We start from the raw sequence: 15,442 nt of genomic DNA on the forward strand, positions 1-15,442 counted from the left end.
CACAGCACGACGGCGCCTCGCTCACCTTAGGTGAGCGAGGCGCCGTCGTGCTGTCTGCGGTTTAGACGTTGCTGGTGTCGTTGTACGAGGAGTAGTCGCTCCAGAACCAGCCGCCGCCGAGCATGAGCAGGAGCCAGAACAGCAGGCCGGCGCCGCTGAGGATCAGGCCTGTGATGGCCATGCCCTTGCCCTGGGGCTCCTTGATGAGGCCGATGATCGAGAAGACCAGGCCGGCCAGCGGCGGCAGCAGGAAGGCCCACATGAACAGGCCGACGGACGCAATGCCGAGCACCATGCCCGTGATGCTCAGGCCGCGGGCGGGCGGTGCCTGGTACACCGGGGCGCCGTAGGGCGCGTACTGCCGCGGGTACGGCTGCTGGACCATCGGCTGGCCGTAGGGCAAGCCGTACTGCTGCGGCGCGGCGTACGGCTGGGCGTAGGGGTTGCTCTGCAGCGGAGCGGCGCCCGGGGCCGTGGGGAACGCGGGCGCTGCGAACGGATCGGCCTGCGCGGGGTACGGGGCCGCGGGCGGGGCCGTCGGGAAGGCGTCAGCGGCGGGTGGTGCGTAAGGATCGGCGGCCGGAGCGGCGTAGGGATCGGCGGCGGCGTCGCCGAACAGCGCGGAGCGGCCGTACGGGTTGGCCGGGTCGTTGGCGGGATCCTGCACGGCCCAGGAACGATCGCCCTCGGGCTGCTGCGCCCAGTCGGCGGACTCTTGCGGGTTCTCGAAGGAATCGCGGGAGGGGACGCTCATGGCTTCTACTGTACCGACGCGAGCGGGCCCCGCACCGAAAAGGTGCGGGGCCCGCTTCTCGAGCGGCTAGCTCAAGGTCGCGTCAGGGAGCTCAGGCGCCCTTGACGTTGGCCTCGATCTGGGCGCCGATGGTCTCGTCAACGTTCTTCCAGTACTGGATGGCGTTGGACAGGACGGGCTCGATGACGCCGCCGAGGGCGCCGGAGACCGTCTCGACGAGGCGATCGCGCTGCTCCTGCGAGTAGACCTCGCGGACCAGCGTGCCGGCCTGGCCGAAGTCATCGTCCTCGGCGTGCAGCGTGTAAGCCGAACGCACGAGCTCGCCGTCGGACTCCCACGAGTTGTCCACCGGGCCGGTCTCGTCCGACCAGGTATCTCCGAAGGAGTTCGGGGCGTAGTAGGAACGCGAGCCGGTGCTCTCGTACCACATGTTGCCCTCGAAGGAGTAGGTGTGCACCGGCGACTTCGGCTTGTTGACCGGCAGCTGCTGGAAGTTGGTGCCGATGCGGTAGCGCTGGGCATCCGCGTAGGCGAAGTTGCGGCCCAGCAGCATCTTGTCCGGGGACATGCCCATGCCGGGGACCATGTTGGCCGGGGAGAAGGCGGCCTGCTCGATCTCGGCGAAGAAGTTCTCCGGGTTGCGGTTCAGGGTCAGCGTGCCGACCTTGATGCGCGGGTAGTCCTTCAGGGACCAGACCTTGGTCAGGTCGAAGGGGTTGAAGCGGTAGGACTTGGCGTCCTCGTACGGCATCACCTGGACGTGCAGATCCCACTTGGGGAAGTTGCCGGCCTTGATGTTGTCGAACAGATCGCGGCGGTGGTGCTCGGCGTCCGTGCCGGCGAGGCGGTCGGCCTCGGCGCCGGAGATGTTCTCCACACCCTGCTGGGAGAGGAAGTGGTACTTGACCCAGAACTTCTCGCCGGCCTCGTTGACCCACATGTAGGTGTGGGAGCCGTAGCCGTTCATCTCGCGCCAGGTCTTCGGCAGACCGCGGTCGCCCATGAGGTAGGTGACCTGGTGGGCCGACTCGGGGTTGTGCGTCCAGAAGTCCCACTGCATCGTGGCGTCGCGCAGGCCGGAATCGGGCAGGCGCTTCTGGGAGCGGATGAAGTGGGGGAACTTCATGGGATCGCGCAGGAAGAACACCGGGGTGTTGTTGCCAACGAGGTCGAAGTTGCCCTCGGTCGTGTAGAACTTCAGCGCGAAGCCGCGGACGTCGCGCCACGTGTCGGGCGAGCCGATCTCGCCGGCCACCGTGGAGAAGCGCAGGAGGGTCTCGGTCTTGACGCCCTGCTGGAACAGCGCGGCCTTGGTGTACTTCGAGACGTCCTCGGTGGTCTCGAACTCGCCGAACGCACCGGCGCCCTTGGCGTGCGGGCGACGCTCGGGGACGTTCATGCGGTTGAAGTGCTGCAGGGTCTCCACCAGGTGGTGGTCGTGCAGAACGATGGGGCCGTCGGCGCCGACGGACAGCGAGTTGCGGTCGCTGACGGCGGGGATGCCGGCCTGAGTCGTGGAACCGGTCGCGTGAGCGGAGGTGTTGTCAGCCATGAAGTGACTCCTCTTTCTCTCGGTGGGTTAGGGAGGGTTCGGTCTCTTCCGCCGCGCACGGTTCGCACAGCCCGCGGTAGAGGACGTCGGCCACGAGAATGCGCATCCCGTGGCTGTCTGAGGGGGTCAGGCACGGGGCGTGCCCGACGGCGCACGCGACGTCCTCGAGGCGGCCGCACCTCACGCACTGGGCGTGGTGGTGGTTGTCGCCGAGGTCGGTCTCGTACAGGCAGGGGGAATGGGGGACGTCAATCCGGCGCAGCAGGCCGGCCGCCGTCAGGTCGTTGACGATGCCGTGCGTGGTGGGCAGCGCGAGCTCGGGGAGCTCCTGGGCCGCCGCGCGGTGCAGCTCGTCGGCGGTGCCGTGCGGATGCGTGTGGGCGGCGCCGAGCACGGCGAGGCGCTGCTTGGTGACCCGCTTGCCAGCAGCGCGCAGGGCGTGCTCCCACGAGGAGCGCAGGGCGTCCACGCTGGAGGAGTGCTGGTGGGAGGTCATGCCCCCATCCTGCCATATCCTGAATCATTTAGAATAAGAACAGTGGGTGAACGGCGTGTTGTGACGCCGCGACTCGGCGCTACGTGGCCGGTCGGTACTGCCAGACCCACACCCGGAATCCCACGCCGTCCGGCGCCTTGATCGTCAAGGTGGCTCGTGTCGAGGCGAGCGAACCTCCCAGCCACGACCCTCCCTCCCTGAGGCAGGAGGTACCACCGCTACGCATCCCTTGCCCGTCGGCGCTGAAGAGCGAGACCGCGACCGAGGCTTCCTGCGTGCATTGGACGAGGATGGCCGTGTTGAGTCGCGGCGCGAGCTGCACCGATGCGGTGAGCGACTTGGTGGACACCCGGTCGAACAGCATCCTGACCGGCTTGCCCTCGCCGAGAAACTCGGCCCGGGAGGGGCCGTCCGCGCCTCGGAGCTGTTCGAGTGCGTCCGCTGGGTTCGCCGAGCCGCCGGGGGTGGCCGCCGCCGCGCCGGCGGACGGCGTTGGCACCTCCGCCACGAGCACCCGCCAGTCGACGTCATCGTCCACCTCCACCTTCAGTGTTGACGCCTGCGTGAGCAGGGGCTTGGTCGAGGTGGCGGAGCCCGTGTAGGTGCCGTCGCAGTCAAACTTCCCCCAGAGGTAGCGGCTGCCGTTCTGATTGTCGATGTAGACGCCGATGGCGCCGTCCCCTGAGCATGCGGCCGTCACGCCCACCTTGGCCTCGGGGCGTGCCGGGAGGTTGATCTCCGCCGGGCCGGTCCCCGAACGGTCAACGAAGGCGTTGGTGAAGTCGGCCCGGCTGACGTCGCCGTCCTCGTGGGCTTCGGGGCGAAGGGTCGAGAGGTCGGTGGCCGCGCCGGACGGGGAAGCGGTTTCAGTGTCCGTGGTCGGAGGCATGCTTGTCGTCACCGGCGCGGTGTCGCCGTGCGCGCCTTGGTGTTCGCCGTCTGCGGTGCAGCCCGCCAAGGCCAGGCTGGCGGCAAGCGCGACGACGGGAATCAGGCGGGCGGTGCCGCCAAACGTCGAGGTCTCCATGACCAGACGCTACCCAGCCCGCTGCGCCGTTCCATCCCCCTTGCGGAGGATCGCCCCTCCCCATTGACTTGTCCCAATCGGACGCCTGGGCTAGCGTGACGCTGTGCCCCACATCACTCCCAGTCCCACCTCCGCGCCCACCCGCACCGGAGGCGTCGTCACCGCCCGCGGCCTGACCAAGCGCTACGGCGACTTCACCGCCGTGGACGGCATCGACTTCGAGGTTGCCCCGGGGGAGTCCTTCGGCTTCCTCGGCCCCAACGGCGCCGGCAAGTCAACCACCATGTCCATGATCGGCGGCGTCTCCACCCGCAGCGGCGGCGAGCTCGCCGTCATGGGTCTGGACCCCGACCGCGAGGGCCCGCGCGTGCGCGCCCACCTCGGCGTGGTGCCGCAGCAGGACAACCTGGACGAGGAAATCAAGGTCAGGGACAACCTCTACGTCTACGGCCGCTACTTCGGCCTCAAGCGCTCCTACCTGAAGCCCAAGATCGAGGAGCTGCTGGACTTCGCCCAGCTCACCGACAAGGCAAATGAACGTGTGGACGCCCTCTCCGGCGGCATGAAGCGCCGCCTCACGATCGCCCGCTCGCTCGTGAACGACCCGCAGATCCTCCTGCTGGACGAGCCCACCACGGGCCTGGACCCGCAGGCCCGACACATCCTCTGGGACCGCCTCTTCCGCTTGAAGGAACAGGGCACCACGCTCCTGGTCACGACCCACTTCATGGACGAGGCGGAACAGCTCTGCGACCGCCTCATCGTGGTGGACCACGGCAGGATCATGGCGGAGGGCTCCCCGGCCGAGCTGATCCGCGACTACTCCACCCGCGAGGTCCTGGAGGTCCGCTTCGGCTCCGACGCCAACGCGGCGGCAGCTCAGACCCTCAAGGGCCTGGGCGAGCGCCAGGAGATCCTCGCCGACCGCATCCTGATTTACGCCGGGGACGGCGAGGCGGCCCTGGCCCAGGTCCTGGCGCGCGGGCTCACGCCCGTCGCCTCACTCGTGCGCCGCTCGAGCCTCGAGGACGTCTTCCTCCACCTGACGGGACGGTCCCTCGTTGACTGATCACGCGCCGTCGGGCACCTCCAGCATCGGTGGCGGAGCCACCCTCTTTGACAGCACCCTGTCCGCCCACTCGGCGGAGGTCTCGGCCGCCAAGGCCACGCGCTTGGGCACCTGGTACGTGGCCGAGTACTACCTGCGCACCATGCGCCGCTACGGCGATGTGCTCGTCGCGGACGCCGTGGGCAGCCCGCTCATGTACATCCTCGCGATGGGTATCGGCCTCGGCAGCCTGCTCACGGGCAACCAGACCCTGTTCGACGGCGTGCCCTACCTCGTCTTCATCGCCCCGGCCCTGCTGGTCTCCAGCGCGGTGCAGGGCGCCACGACCGAGTCCACCTTCCCCGTCATGGACGGCTTCAAGTGGCACCGGATCTACCAGGGCCCGCTCGTCACACCGATCTCCCCGCAGCAGATCGCGCAGGGGCAGATGCTCGCGATCCTCATCCGCCTGCTCATCCAGGGCAGCCTCTTCATGGTGATCGTGGCGCTCTTCGGTGCCGTGCACCTGCCAGCGGGCCTCATCGCGATCCCCATCGCGGCGCTGGCCGGCATGGCCATGGGCCTGCCGATCATGGCCTATTCGGCCACGATCAAGGAGGAGAAGGGGCAGTTCTCCATCATCATGCGCTTCGTCTTCATGCCGCTCTTCCTCTTCTCCGGCACCTTCTACCCGCTCACCAATCTGCCGATCTTCCTGCAGTGGATCGGCTGGATCTCGCCCATTTGGCACGGCACCGAGCTCTCGCGCTGGGCCATGTATGGGCACCAGGTGGGTGGCTGGCAGGCGCTCATCCACCTCGCCGTGCTCGTGGCGCTCATCGCCGTGGGCTTCGTCCTGACGCGCCGCCACTTCGTGGCCCGCTTGGGAGGCACCAAATGAGCCATCTCGCCGTCGAACTGGTCCCCGAGCACCGCGCCTTTGGCGCGCTCTACGGGCGAAACATCAAGGCGGTCATGCAGCGCAGCTGGATGGCCACCAAGAACGCCACCTGGGTGGTCATCGTCTCCGGCTTCCTGGAGCCGGTGCTCTACCTCGCCTCGATGGGTTACGGCCTGGGCGCGGCCATCGGCACCGTCGAGGGTCCAGGGGGAGTGCCCATGAGCTACGCGGCGTACATCGCCCCGGCGCTGCTGGCCACCTCCGCCATGAACGGCGCGCTCTACGACTCGAACAACATGTTCTTCAAGCTCAACCACTCCAAGCTCTACCGGGTGATGCTCTACACCTCGCTCGGGCCGCTGGACGTGGCGATCGGCGAGATCATCATGGCGCTGCTGCGCGGCCTGCTCTACGCGCTCGGCTTCATGACGGTCGCCGCGCTGGCCGGGCTCATCACGAGCCCGTGGGCGCTGCTGATGATCCCCGGTGCCGTGCTCATCGCCTTCAGCTTCGCCGCCCTGTTCATGGGGTGCATCACCTTCATCAAGCGCTTCCAGCAGCTGGACTGGATCAACATGCTGACGATGCCGATGTTCCTCTTCTCGGCGACGTTCTTCCCGCTCTCCGTCTACCCGGCGGGCGTGCAGGCCGTCATCCAGGCGCTGCCGCTGTGGCACGGCGTGGACATGCTGCGCCAGTTCGCGGCCGGGCAGGTCGACTCCTCCGTGCTGGTGCACATCCTGTACTTCGTGGTCATGGCGCTGCTCGGCGTCACGATGGCCACGGGACGCTTGCGCAAGCTCTTCCTGAAGTGAGGCACGACGGCGGGCGGTCGGCCCGGGCGGGCCGGTCACCCGCCGTCGGGGTGGACTTGCGTTATGCAGCGCTACTTGGCTCTCGCGAAGCCGAACTCGACGGCGCCCTCGGTCGAGCCGCGCGAGACCTTGATGGTGACCTCGCCGGGGTCTCTCGTGCCGAGCACCTCGAAGGCGTTGGCCTCCAGCCGCGTGCTGTCCGGTCCGCCGTCCACCGGGGAGCATTCGTCCTGTCCGTGCCCCACCGCGTCTTGCTTGCCGTGCGTCACCTTGAGGCTGAAGCCGCCGGGTGTCGCGCACGCGACGTAGACGATGAGGCGATGCCCGGCACCAACCGTGAAGGTCTTGGTGCTCTCCTTGAGGCCGTCCGTGAGGCGCAGCCGGAGCGTGGGGGTCGGATCCTCGCCCACGAACGGATCGGCGCCCAGCGCTGCGAACGCCGTGGACGTGGCGCTCTGCGACCAATCGCTGGGCGGCGTGGGCAGGATCGTGCCCGCGGTGGCTGTCGCGGTCGCTGAACCGGACGTCTGAGTCGATGTCGGTGCCGGTGCCGGTGCCGATGCCGACGCGGAAGCCGCGGGGCCCACGGAGGCCCCGCCCGCCGTCGTGCCGGTGGAAGCCCCTGCTCCGCCGCCCGCTGTGCACGCGGTGAGCGCGGCCAGCGCCAGGCCGGCGGCCGCGGCCCTGGCCGCCCGGATCATCTTCATGGTTGTCCCCCTGTCGACACCCGCCCCCTGCGGCCGTCGAGCTCAAAGTATCCGACGCCCGGGGCCCGCGACCACCTGGGAGCTTGCCCGTGATCGTGGCGTTCCCCTTGTGACGGGGCCGAGGTCGGAGAACACTGGCGGGTTCGTGGTCAGCGCACACCCCCAGGAGGCGATCATGATCGGCACATGGCAGGCCGTCGTTTTCGACTGCAAGGACCCGGACGCCCTCGCGTCCTTCTACCAGGAACTGCTCGGCATGATCCGGGTGCAGGCGGACGAGGACGGAGGGTGGGTCGGCATCGGCGATGCACCGGACCGGCCGGCCGTTGCCTTCCAACGCGTGGACGGCTATGTCCCGCCGGACTGGCCGGCGCAGGAGCTGCCGCAGCAGGCCCACATCGACGTGCGGGTCAAGGACCTGGACATCGCCGAGACCGAGGTGCTGGCGCTCGGCGCCACGGCGACGGGGGAGGGCGGGGCGAGCTTCCGCGTCTACCTCGACCCGCAGGGCCACCCCTTCTGCCTCGTGTCGTGGTGAGTTCCACCCACCGCTGAACGGTCAGCCGGCACCCGAGGACTTTGAGACAATGGGTGCATGCCTGAGATCACCACGGGCGCCGAGACGCGCCAGAAGAAGAACACCCCGACCCTGGGCCTCATCGGCATGGGCGTCCTGGTGCTCGCCCTGCTCGTCGCCGTCCTCTTCGCCGCGAACTCCAACACGGTGGTCGGCTGGATCGTGGCGATCATCGCCGGCCTGTGGCTCGTCCTGGCCGCCGTCATCTTCTTTGTGCTACGCACGGGCGCCAAGGCCGTGGGCCGCAAGTGGGACCAGACCAACGCCAATCTGGCCGCCAAGGTGGACGGCTCCACCGACAAGGTCTCCGTCATCGACGAGGCCGAGCGCAACCACGAGCTCAAGATCGACCACTCCTTCAAGATCATCCAGGTCCAGCATGGCGTCGTGATGGAGAACCTGCGCAAGGGCACGGCTGAGTCCGCCGAGATGGTCGAGCGCGCGCTCGAGACCATCGAGATCACGGCCTCCAACGCCCGCGACATGATCAAGGAACGCCGCAAGGCGCGCGCCACCGTGGACGCGGAGATCATCGAGGGCTGAGATTCTTGCCGGCAAGAGGCCGGCGCCTCCCGCGTGGGAGGCACCCAAGGAGGGCACGACGACGTCGTGCCCTCCTTGCGTTTGACCGTTGCCGCCCAGGGGGCGGCGCGTGAGCAACGGAACCACCCGCCGTCGGCCACTACGGATAGAGTGGTGGTGTGACTGAATCCACCGCCACGAGCCCCGAGTACGCCCCCAAGAACGGCGCCACGCGCATTGCCAGCGTGAACGTCAACGGCATCCGTGCCGCCTACCGCAAGGGCATGCCGGAGTGGCTCGAGGCGAGGGATGTCGACATCCTGTGCCTGCAGGAGGTCCGCGCCCCCGACAAGATCGTCAACGAGTTCCTCGCCGACGGCTGGCACGTGGTGCACGCCGAGGCAGAGGCCAAGGGCCGCGCAGGCGTGCTCGTCGCCTCCCGCGAGGAGCCGGAGGCCACGCGCATCGGGATCGGCTCCGATCGCTTCGCCAACACCGGCCGCTGGGCCGAGGCCGACTTCGTCATCAACGGCACCAAGCTGACCGTGGCGAGCGTCTACGTGCACTCCGGCGAGGTGGGCACCCCCAAGCAGGACGACAAGTTTGCCTTCCTCGAGGAAATGATCACCAAGCTGCCGGCGCTGCGCGCCGACGGCCGCGACGTCCTCCTCGTGGGCGACATGAACGTGGGGCACACCACGCGAGACATCAAGAACTGGAAGGGCAACGTCAAGCGGGCCGGATTCCTCCCCGAGGAACGCGCCTACTTTGACCGCTTCTTCGGTGAGGAGATCGGGTACCGGGACGTGGCGCGTGACCTCGCGGGCGACGTCGACGGGCCCTACACCTGGTGGTCGCAGCGCGGTCAGGCGTTCGACAACAACACGGGCTGGCGCATCGACTACCACATGGCCTCCCCGTCACTTGCCGCCAAGGCGCTGCGCGCAGACGTTGACCGCGCTGCCAGCTACGACACCCGCTGGTCCGATCACGCGCCGCTCGTGGTCGACTACCAGTTCTAGACTCTCCTCCCCGGCGCGCTCCGTTTTAGGGCGGGTTGCCGCGCCGACCCATGAAAGGCATCAGCATGACCACCGCCAAGCCCCGCGTCCTCTCCGGGATGCAGCCCAGCGCCGACTCCCTGCACCTGGGCAACTACCTCGGCGCCCTCGTGAACTACGTGAAGCTGCAGGACGAGTACGACGCGTTCTACTTCATCCCGGATCTGCACTCGATCACCTCGCCCGACGGCGCGACGAACCTCGCCGAGCGCACCCGCACCACCGTGGCGCAGTACATCGCCGGCGGCGTGGACGTGGAGCGCTCCACGCTCTTTGTGCAGTCGCACGTCCCCGAGCACGCCGAGCTCTCGTGGGTCCTGCAGACCATCACGGGCTTCGGCGAGGCCAGCCGCATGACGCAGTTCAAGGACAAGTCCGTGCGCTACGGCCAGGACTCCACGAACGTCGGCCTCTTCACGTACCCCGTGCTGATGGCCGCCGACATCCTGCTCTACCAGGCCGACGGCGTGCCCGTGGGCGACGATCAGAAGCAGCACGTGGAGCTCACCCGCACGCTGGGCGCGCGCTTCAACCACCGCTTCGGCGAGACGTTCAAGATCCCTGAGCCGATGATCCCGGCCGAGGGTGCGCGGATCTACGATCTGCAGGACCCGACCTCCAAGATGTCGAAGTCCTCGGCCTCGCCGAACGGGCGCATCAACGTCCTTGACGAGCCCAAGGTGATCGCCAAGCGCATCAAGTCGGCCGTGACCGACGACGGCAACGTCGTCGCCTTCGACCGCGAGGCCAAGCCGGGCGTCTCCAATCTGCTCTCCATCCTGTCAGTGGTCACCGAGACCCCGGTGGCCACGCTGGTGGAGCAGTACGAGGGCAAGATGTACGGCCACCTCAAGGTGGACACCGCCGAGGCCGTCGTGGCCACGCTGGAGCCGATCCGCGCCCGCACGCTGGAGCTGCTCGACGATCCGGCCGAGCTGGATCGCCTGCTCGCCGTCGGCGCGGCCAAGGCCCGCGAGGTCGCCTCCGAGACCCTCGGCAAGGTCTACGACGCCGTGGGCTTCCTGCGGCCGCAGGGGCGCTGAGCCTAGCCATGCAGGCACCGGTCGGGCGCGCGGGCGAGGAGCGGGTGGGGATCGTCATCCCCATCCCGGAGCCTCACGCCGCGCGCCTGGCCGGCCTGCGGGCCGCCGCCGGCGACCCCTTCGCGGCCGTCCCCCCGCACCTGACGCTGCTCACGGGGCTGCCGGCCACCGACTGGAACCAGATCGTGGAACACGTGGCGGCGGTGGCCGCGGCCACCGAGCCGACCACGCTGCGCTTCTCCGGCACCGCGACCTTCCGCCCGCTCACGCCCGTGGTCTACTGCCCGGTGAGCGTGGGGGAGCGGTGGTGCCGCACCCTCCACGCGGCCCTGCAGGCCGGCCCGCTGGCCGCCCCGTCCGCGTACCCGTTCGTGCCTCACGTGACCCTGGGGCAGGGGCTCGACGACGCGACGCTTGACGCGCTGGAGGCCTCCCAAGCGGCGGTTGAGTGGGAGCTCCGCGCCGACCGGGTCTCGCTGTACGGAGACCTCGGCGACGCGGACTGGAAGCTGCGCGCGACCTTCCCCCTCGGCACGCTCTAAAGCGCGCGGCGGCGCCCGCGCGCCCACGTCGCGCCCCGCGCGCAACCCACGCCGCCCCCAAGCCGCCACGGCGCACCCGAGCCCCGCCCCGCGCCGTCGGGCGCCCTCCCAACTCAAAATCGGAGTGCCAAATGTCGTGAAAGCCGCGGTTTTTACGACATTTGGCACTCCGATTTTGGGAGGTCACGGAGGACCTGCAACCGGGCGGCCCACTGCTGCCGTGCATAGGGTGAGAGCCATGTCATCACCTGTGCCCCCGCCCTCCGTCCAGCCAGCCCGAGAATCACGCCCGGTTCTAGTGCCCGGAGTGGCCGCGGCCGCCCTCCTCGTCCTCGCCCTCGCCGACCTGCCGTACGGCTACTACAGCTTTCTTCGGCTCGCTGTGACGGTCGCTGCCGTGTGGATCGCGGTCGAAGCCGCCCGCAGTTCGGCCGTTGGATGGGCCGTCGCTGCCGGTGCCGTGGCCGTCTTGTTCAACCCGGTCTTCCCGATCTGGCTGTCCAAGAGCGCATGGGCGCCGCTGGACCTTCTCAGCGCCGCGGTCCTCCTGTGCGCGGGACTCTTCATCACGCGATCCGTAAGTTCCGAGTAGCCCGACACCCAACCCCAGAATCGGAGTGGGTTTGGTACAGTTTTCGGCCCAAAAACGGACCAAACTCACTCCGATTCGAGGAAAGAGGGGTGATGAGGCAGCGCCGCGGGGAGGCCCACAGGCAAAGCAAAGAGGCCCGCTCCCCTGGAATAGGGGAGCGGGCCTCTTTGGCCTCAGGCGTCGATCAGATCGAGCGCGTGAGGATGGCCTGCTTGACCTCGGAGATCGCCTTGGTCACCTGGATGCCACGCGGGCACGCCTCGGAGCAGTTGAAGGTGGTGCGGCAGCGCCACACGCCTTCCTTGTCGTTCAGGATCTCCAGGCGCATGTCGCCGGCATCGTCGCGGGAATCGAAGATGAAGCGGTGAGCGTTCACGATCGCGGCGGGGCCGAAGTACTGGCCATCGGTCCAGAACACGGGGCAGGACGAGGTGCACGCGGCGCACAGGATGCACTTGGTGGTGTCGTCGTAACGCTCACGGTCCTCCTGGGACTGGAAGCGCTCCTTGGCCGGCTCGTGGCCCTTGGTGATGAGGAACGGCATGACCTCGCGGTAGGACTGGAAGAAGGGCTCCATGTCCACGATGAGGTCCTTCTCCACCGGCAGGCCCTTGATGGGCTCCACGGTGATGGGCTTGGACGTGTCCAGGTCCTTCAGAAGGGTCTTGCAGGCCAGGCGGTTGCGGCCGTTGATGCGCATGGCATCGGAGCCACACACGCCGTGCGCGCAGGAGCGGCGGAAGGACAGCGAGCCGTCCTCCTCCCACTTCACGCGGTGCAGGGCGTCCAGCACGCGGTCCGTGCCGTACATGGTCAACTTGTACACGTCCCAATGAGCCTCGTCGGAGATCTCCGGGTCGAAGCGGCGGACCTTCAGGGTGATGTCAAAGGACTCGACGGCGTCGCCGGAGCCGGCCTTGATCTCAACCTTGGATGCGGGTTCTGCAACGTTGGTGCTCATCAGTACTTACGCTCCATCGGCTCGTAACGGGTGAAAACGACCGGCTTGGTGTCAAAGCGCATGCCCTTGACGCCCTCGGTCTCCGCGTTCTCGTCCTTGTAAATCATGGTGTGCTTCATGAAGTTCGCGTCGTCGCGGTTCGGGAAGTCCTCGCGGTAGTGACCGCCGCGGGACTCGTGGCGATGCAGCGCGGAGACGGTCATGACCTCGGCCAGGTCGAGCAGGAAGCCCAGCTCGATCGCCTCAAGGAGATCCAGGTTGAAGCGCTTGCCCTTGTCCTGGATGCCGATGTTGAGGTAACGCTCACGCAGCTCCTCGATATCGGAGAGCGCCTTGGCGATCGTGTCGCCGGAGCGGAACACCTGCATGTTGGCGTCCATGGTCTCCTGCAGATCCTTGCGGATCGCGGCGACGCGCTCGGCGCCGTCGTTGTCGCGGACGTGGGCCACGAGGCCCTCCACGAACGCCTCCGGGTTCTCCGGAAGGGCAACGAACTCGGCCGTCTTGGAGTACTCGGCGGCGGCAATGCCGGAGCGCTTGCCGAACACGTTGATGTCCAGGAGGGAGTTGGTGCCCAGGCGGTTGGAGCCGTGCACGGACACGCAGGCCACCTCGCCCGCGGCGTACAGGCCGGGGATGACGGTGTCGTTGTCCTGCAGGACCTCGCCCTTGATGTTGGTCGGCACGCCGCCCATCACGTAGTGGGCGGTCGGGAAGACCGGGACCGGCTCCGTGTAGGGCTCGACACCCAGGTAGGTGCGGGCGAACTCGGTGATGTCCGGGAGCTTGGCGTCGATGTGCGCCGGCTCCAGGTGCGTCAGGTCGAGGAGGACGTAGTCCTTGTTCGGGCCGCAGCCGCGACCCTCGCGGACCTCGTTGGCCATGGAGCGGGCGACGATATCGCGCGGCGCCAGGTCCTTGATGGTCGGGGCGTAACGCTCCATGAAGCGCTCACCCTCGGAGTTACGCAGCACGGCGCCCTCACCGCGGGCGGCCTCCGAGAGGAGGATGCCCAGGCCGGCCAGGCCGGTCGGGTGGAACTGCACGAACTCCATGTCCTCCAGCGGGATGCCGCGGCGGAAGGCGATGGCCATGCCGTCACCCGTGAGGGTGTGGGCGTTCGAGGTGGTCTTGAAGACCTTGCCGGCGCCGCCCGTGGCGAACACGACCGACTTGGCCTGGAAGACGGAGATCTCACCGGTGGAGAGGTCGTAGGCAACGACGCCGGCGACGTGCTTCTGCTGGTAGGCGGTGCCGTCCTCGCGGGTGGCCTCCGTCTCCGTGATGAGCAGGTCGAGGACGTAGACCTCGTTGTAGAACTCCACGTTGTGCTTGACGCAGTTTTGGTAGAGCGTCTGGAGGATCATGTGACCCGTGCGGTCCGCGGCGTAGCAGGCGCGACGCACAGGGGCCTTGCCGTGATCGCGGGTGTGACCGCCGAAGCGGCGCTGGTCGATCTTGCCCTCGGGCGTGCGGTTGAACGGCAGACCCATGTGCTCGAGGTCGAGCACCGCGTCGATGGCCTCCTTGGCCATGACCTCGGCTGCGTCCTGGTCAACCAGGTAGTCGCCACCCTTAATGGTGTCGAAGGTGTGCCACTCCCAGTTGTCCTCCTCGACGTTGGCGAGGGCGGCGCACATGCCGCCCTGAGCCGCGCCGGTGTGGGAACGCGTAGGGTAGAGCTTGGTGAGGACCGCCGTGCGGGCGCGCTGGCCCGACTCGATGGCCGCGCGCATGCCTGCGCCGCCGGCCCCGACGATCACGACGTCGTACTGATGTACCTGCATTCGTCTGATTCCTTAAGAAGTTCTCGTGGGCCGCGGATCAGGCGCCGGCGCCGCACTGAAGCGGCAGGGACTTGGCGAACGTCTCGCTGATGCACGGATCGAAGGTGAAGATCACCATGGTGCCGAGCAGCACGGTGAAGGCAGCGACGACGTAGAGGACCGTCTTCAGCCAGAAGCGCGTGCGGTCCTTCTCTGCGTAGTCGTTGATGATCGTGCGGACACCGTTGGTGCCGTGCAGCATGGCGAGCCACAGCATGGTCAGATCCCAGATCTGCCACAGCGGGGAGGCCCACTTGCCGGCCACGAAGCCGAAGTCGATCGCGTGAACGCCCTGGCCCACGAGCAGGTTCGAGATGAGGTGGCCGAAGATAAGGACCACGAGCACCACGCCGGAGAGGCGCATGAACAGCCACGCCATCATCTCGAAGTTGTTGCGCGACTTGCGGGCCCGGTTGTACTTCGGGTCGATGCGCTTGGCGCGGGGAGCGTCGATCTGTGCGGTCATGATCAGTGTCCTCCACCGGTGAAAGCGAGCGTGAGGTGGCGGGCGCCGAAGCCGACAACGGCCACCACCCACACCACCATGACGGTCCAGAAGAGCTGGCGCTGAATCTTGGGACCCTGCTTGAGGAAGTCCACGAGGATCAGGCGCAGGCCGTTGAAGGCGTGGAACATGATGGCGGCGACGAGACCAAACTCGCCGAGGGCCATCAGGGGGTTCTTGTACGCGGAGATGACCGCGTCATACGCGTCCGGATCAACGCGGACCAGCGCCGTGTCGAGCACGTGCACCAGCAAGAAGAAGAAGATGACGACACCGGTGACCCGGTGTCCGACCCATGACCACATGCCTTCTCGGCCGCGGTACAGGGTGCCTGAAGAAGACTTCGACACTGAAATACCTCCCTGCAACATCGGGCGACGTGGTTTCTCCACGCTCATGAGGGTGCGCGCCGATGCGAGCGTTTCTTCGCCGATCTTAGACCACTGCGCTCACGGCGAACGCTTGAGGCTTCCTTTGATGTGACGAGCGTTACATACGTCTTTTGCATGGCAT

General features: G+C 67.7%; 18 protein-coding genes. 9 read left to right on the forward strand and 9 right to left on the reverse strand.

Translation table 11 applies throughout. The features are described 5' to 3' along the window. Positions 1 to 61: 61 nt before the first annotated feature. The 4 genes from DWB68_RS04710 to DWB68_RS04725 all read right to left on the reverse strand — a co-directional run bounded on the left by DWB68_RS04710 (position 62) and on the right by DWB68_RS04725 (position 3,829). Positions 62 to 754, reverse strand: coding sequence for a DUF4190 domain-containing protein (locus DWB68_RS04710; protein WP_119423997.1), 693 nt, complete (start codon positions 752 to 754; stop codon positions 62 to 64). A gap of 91 nt (positions 755 to 845) precedes the next feature. Further along, positions 846 to 2,306, reverse strand: coding sequence for a catalase (locus DWB68_RS04715; protein WP_119423998.1), 1,461 nt, complete (start codon positions 2,304 to 2,306; stop codon positions 846 to 848). Continuing rightward, complete coding sequence (locus tag DWB68_RS04720; protein ID WP_119423999.1) at positions 2,299 to 2,802, reverse strand: Fur family transcriptional regulator; 504 nt, start codon at positions 2,800 to 2,802, stop codon at positions 2,299 to 2,301. The genes DWB68_RS04715 and DWB68_RS04720 overlap by 8 nt, the downstream gene beginning before the upstream one ends. Positions 2,803 to 2,881: 79 nt before the next feature. After that, on the reverse strand, positions 2,882 to 3,829 hold the full coding sequence (locus tag DWB68_RS04725) for a hypothetical protein (protein ID WP_119424000.1): 948 nt from the start codon (positions 3,827 to 3,829) through the stop codon (positions 2,882 to 2,884). Between the two features lie 103 nt (positions 3,830 to 3,932). Between DWB68_RS04725 and DWB68_RS04730 the strand changes: the two genes are divergently transcribed. The 3 genes from DWB68_RS04730 to DWB68_RS04740 are packed head-to-tail and all read left to right on the forward strand — an operon-like array spanning position 3,933 to position 6,593. Beyond that, positions 3,933 to 4,898: an ABC transporter ATP-binding protein gene (locus DWB68_RS04730; protein WP_119424001.1), complete on the forward strand. Its 966-nt coding sequence runs from the start codon at positions 3,933 to 3,935 to the stop codon at positions 4,896 to 4,898. Beyond that, on the forward strand, positions 4,891 to 5,778 hold the full coding sequence (locus DWB68_RS04735; protein ID WP_233548616.1) for an ABC transporter permease: 888 nt from the start codon (positions 4,891 to 4,893) through the stop codon (positions 5,776 to 5,778). Before DWB68_RS04730 ends, DWB68_RS04735 begins: the two co-directional genes overlap by 8 nt. Continuing rightward, complete coding sequence (locus DWB68_RS04740) at positions 5,775 to 6,593, forward strand: ABC transporter permease (protein ID WP_119424002.1); 819 nt, start codon at positions 5,775 to 5,777, stop codon at positions 6,591 to 6,593. Before DWB68_RS04735 ends, DWB68_RS04740 begins: the two co-directional genes overlap by 4 nt. Before the next feature lie 71 nt (positions 6,594 to 6,664). Here DWB68_RS04740 and DWB68_RS04745 read toward each other — a convergent pair whose 3' ends face one another. After that, entirely contained in the window at positions 6,665 to 7,300 is a 636-nt protein-coding gene (locus DWB68_RS04745; protein ID WP_119424003.1) for a hypothetical protein, read from the reverse strand. A 175-nt stretch (positions 7,301 to 7,475) separates the two neighbouring features. Here DWB68_RS04745 and DWB68_RS04750 point away from each other — a divergent pair, with 175 nt between their 5' ends. The 6 genes from DWB68_RS04750 to DWB68_RS04775 all read left to right on the forward strand — a co-directional run bounded on the left by DWB68_RS04750 (position 7,476) and on the right by DWB68_RS04775 (position 11,637). Beyond that, positions 7,476 to 7,838, forward strand: coding sequence for a VOC family protein (locus DWB68_RS04750; RefSeq protein ID WP_119424004.1), 363 nt, complete (start codon positions 7,476 to 7,478; stop codon positions 7,836 to 7,838). A gap of 57 nt (positions 7,839 to 7,895) precedes the next feature. Continuing rightward, a complete protein-coding gene (locus DWB68_RS04755) occupies positions 7,896 to 8,420 on the forward strand; it encodes a hypothetical protein (protein ID WP_233548617.1) in 525 nt (174 codons plus the stop codon). 158 nt (positions 8,421 to 8,578) lie between these two features. After that, positions 8,579 to 9,421, forward strand: coding sequence for an exodeoxyribonuclease III (locus DWB68_RS04760; RefSeq protein ID WP_119424005.1), 843 nt, complete (start codon positions 8,579 to 8,581; stop codon positions 9,419 to 9,421). Between the two features lie 65 nt (positions 9,422 to 9,486). Then, on the forward strand, positions 9,487 to 10,503 hold the full coding sequence (gene trpS, locus DWB68_RS04765; RefSeq protein ID WP_119424006.1) for a tryptophan--tRNA ligase: 1,017 nt from the start codon (positions 9,487 to 9,489) through the stop codon (positions 10,501 to 10,503). A gap of 8 nt (positions 10,504 to 10,511) precedes the next feature. Next, positions 10,512 to 11,045: a 2'-5' RNA ligase family protein gene (locus tag DWB68_RS04770; protein ID WP_119424007.1), complete on the forward strand. Its 534-nt coding sequence runs from the start codon at positions 10,512 to 10,514 to the stop codon at positions 11,043 to 11,045. Between the two features lie 238 nt (positions 11,046 to 11,283). Then, positions 11,284 to 11,637, forward strand: coding sequence for a DUF6804 family protein (locus DWB68_RS04775; protein WP_158588207.1), 354 nt, complete (start codon positions 11,284 to 11,286; stop codon positions 11,635 to 11,637). 184 nt (positions 11,638 to 11,821) lie between these two features. Here DWB68_RS04775 and DWB68_RS04780 read toward each other — a convergent pair whose 3' ends face one another. Genes DWB68_RS04780 through sdhC form a run of 4 tightly spaced genes read right to left on the reverse strand, consistent with a single transcriptional unit; the run spans position 11,822 to position 15,279 of the window. Beyond that, entirely contained in the window at positions 11,822 to 12,598 is a 777-nt protein-coding gene (locus DWB68_RS04780) for a succinate dehydrogenase iron-sulfur subunit (protein ID WP_119424009.1), read from the reverse strand. Continuing rightward, positions 12,598 to 14,385 carry a succinate dehydrogenase flavoprotein subunit gene (gene sdhA / locus DWB68_RS04785; protein WP_119424010.1) on the reverse strand — a complete coding sequence of 596 codons (1,788 nt, stop codon included), beginning with the start codon at positions 14,383 to 14,385 and terminating at the stop codon, positions 12,598 to 12,600. The genes DWB68_RS04780 and sdhA overlap by 1 nt, the downstream gene beginning before the upstream one ends. A gap of 37 nt (positions 14,386 to 14,422) precedes the next feature. Continuing rightward, positions 14,423 to 14,890 carry a succinate dehydrogenase hydrophobic membrane anchor subunit gene (locus tag DWB68_RS04790; protein ID WP_119424011.1) on the reverse strand — a complete coding sequence of 156 codons (468 nt, stop codon included), beginning with the start codon at positions 14,888 to 14,890 and terminating at the stop codon, positions 14,423 to 14,425. A gap of 2 nt (positions 14,891 to 14,892) precedes the next feature. Beyond that, positions 14,893 to 15,279, reverse strand: coding sequence for a succinate dehydrogenase, cytochrome b556 subunit (sdhC, locus tag DWB68_RS04795; protein ID WP_119424012.1), 387 nt, complete (start codon positions 15,277 to 15,279; stop codon positions 14,893 to 14,895). Positions 15,280 to 15,442: the final 163 nt, after the last annotated feature.

This window comes from Galactobacter valiniphilus (assembly GCF_003575975.1).
GTDB classification, from domain to species: Bacteria; Actinomycetota; Actinomycetes; order Actinomycetales; family Micrococcaceae; genus Galactobacter; species Galactobacter valiniphilus.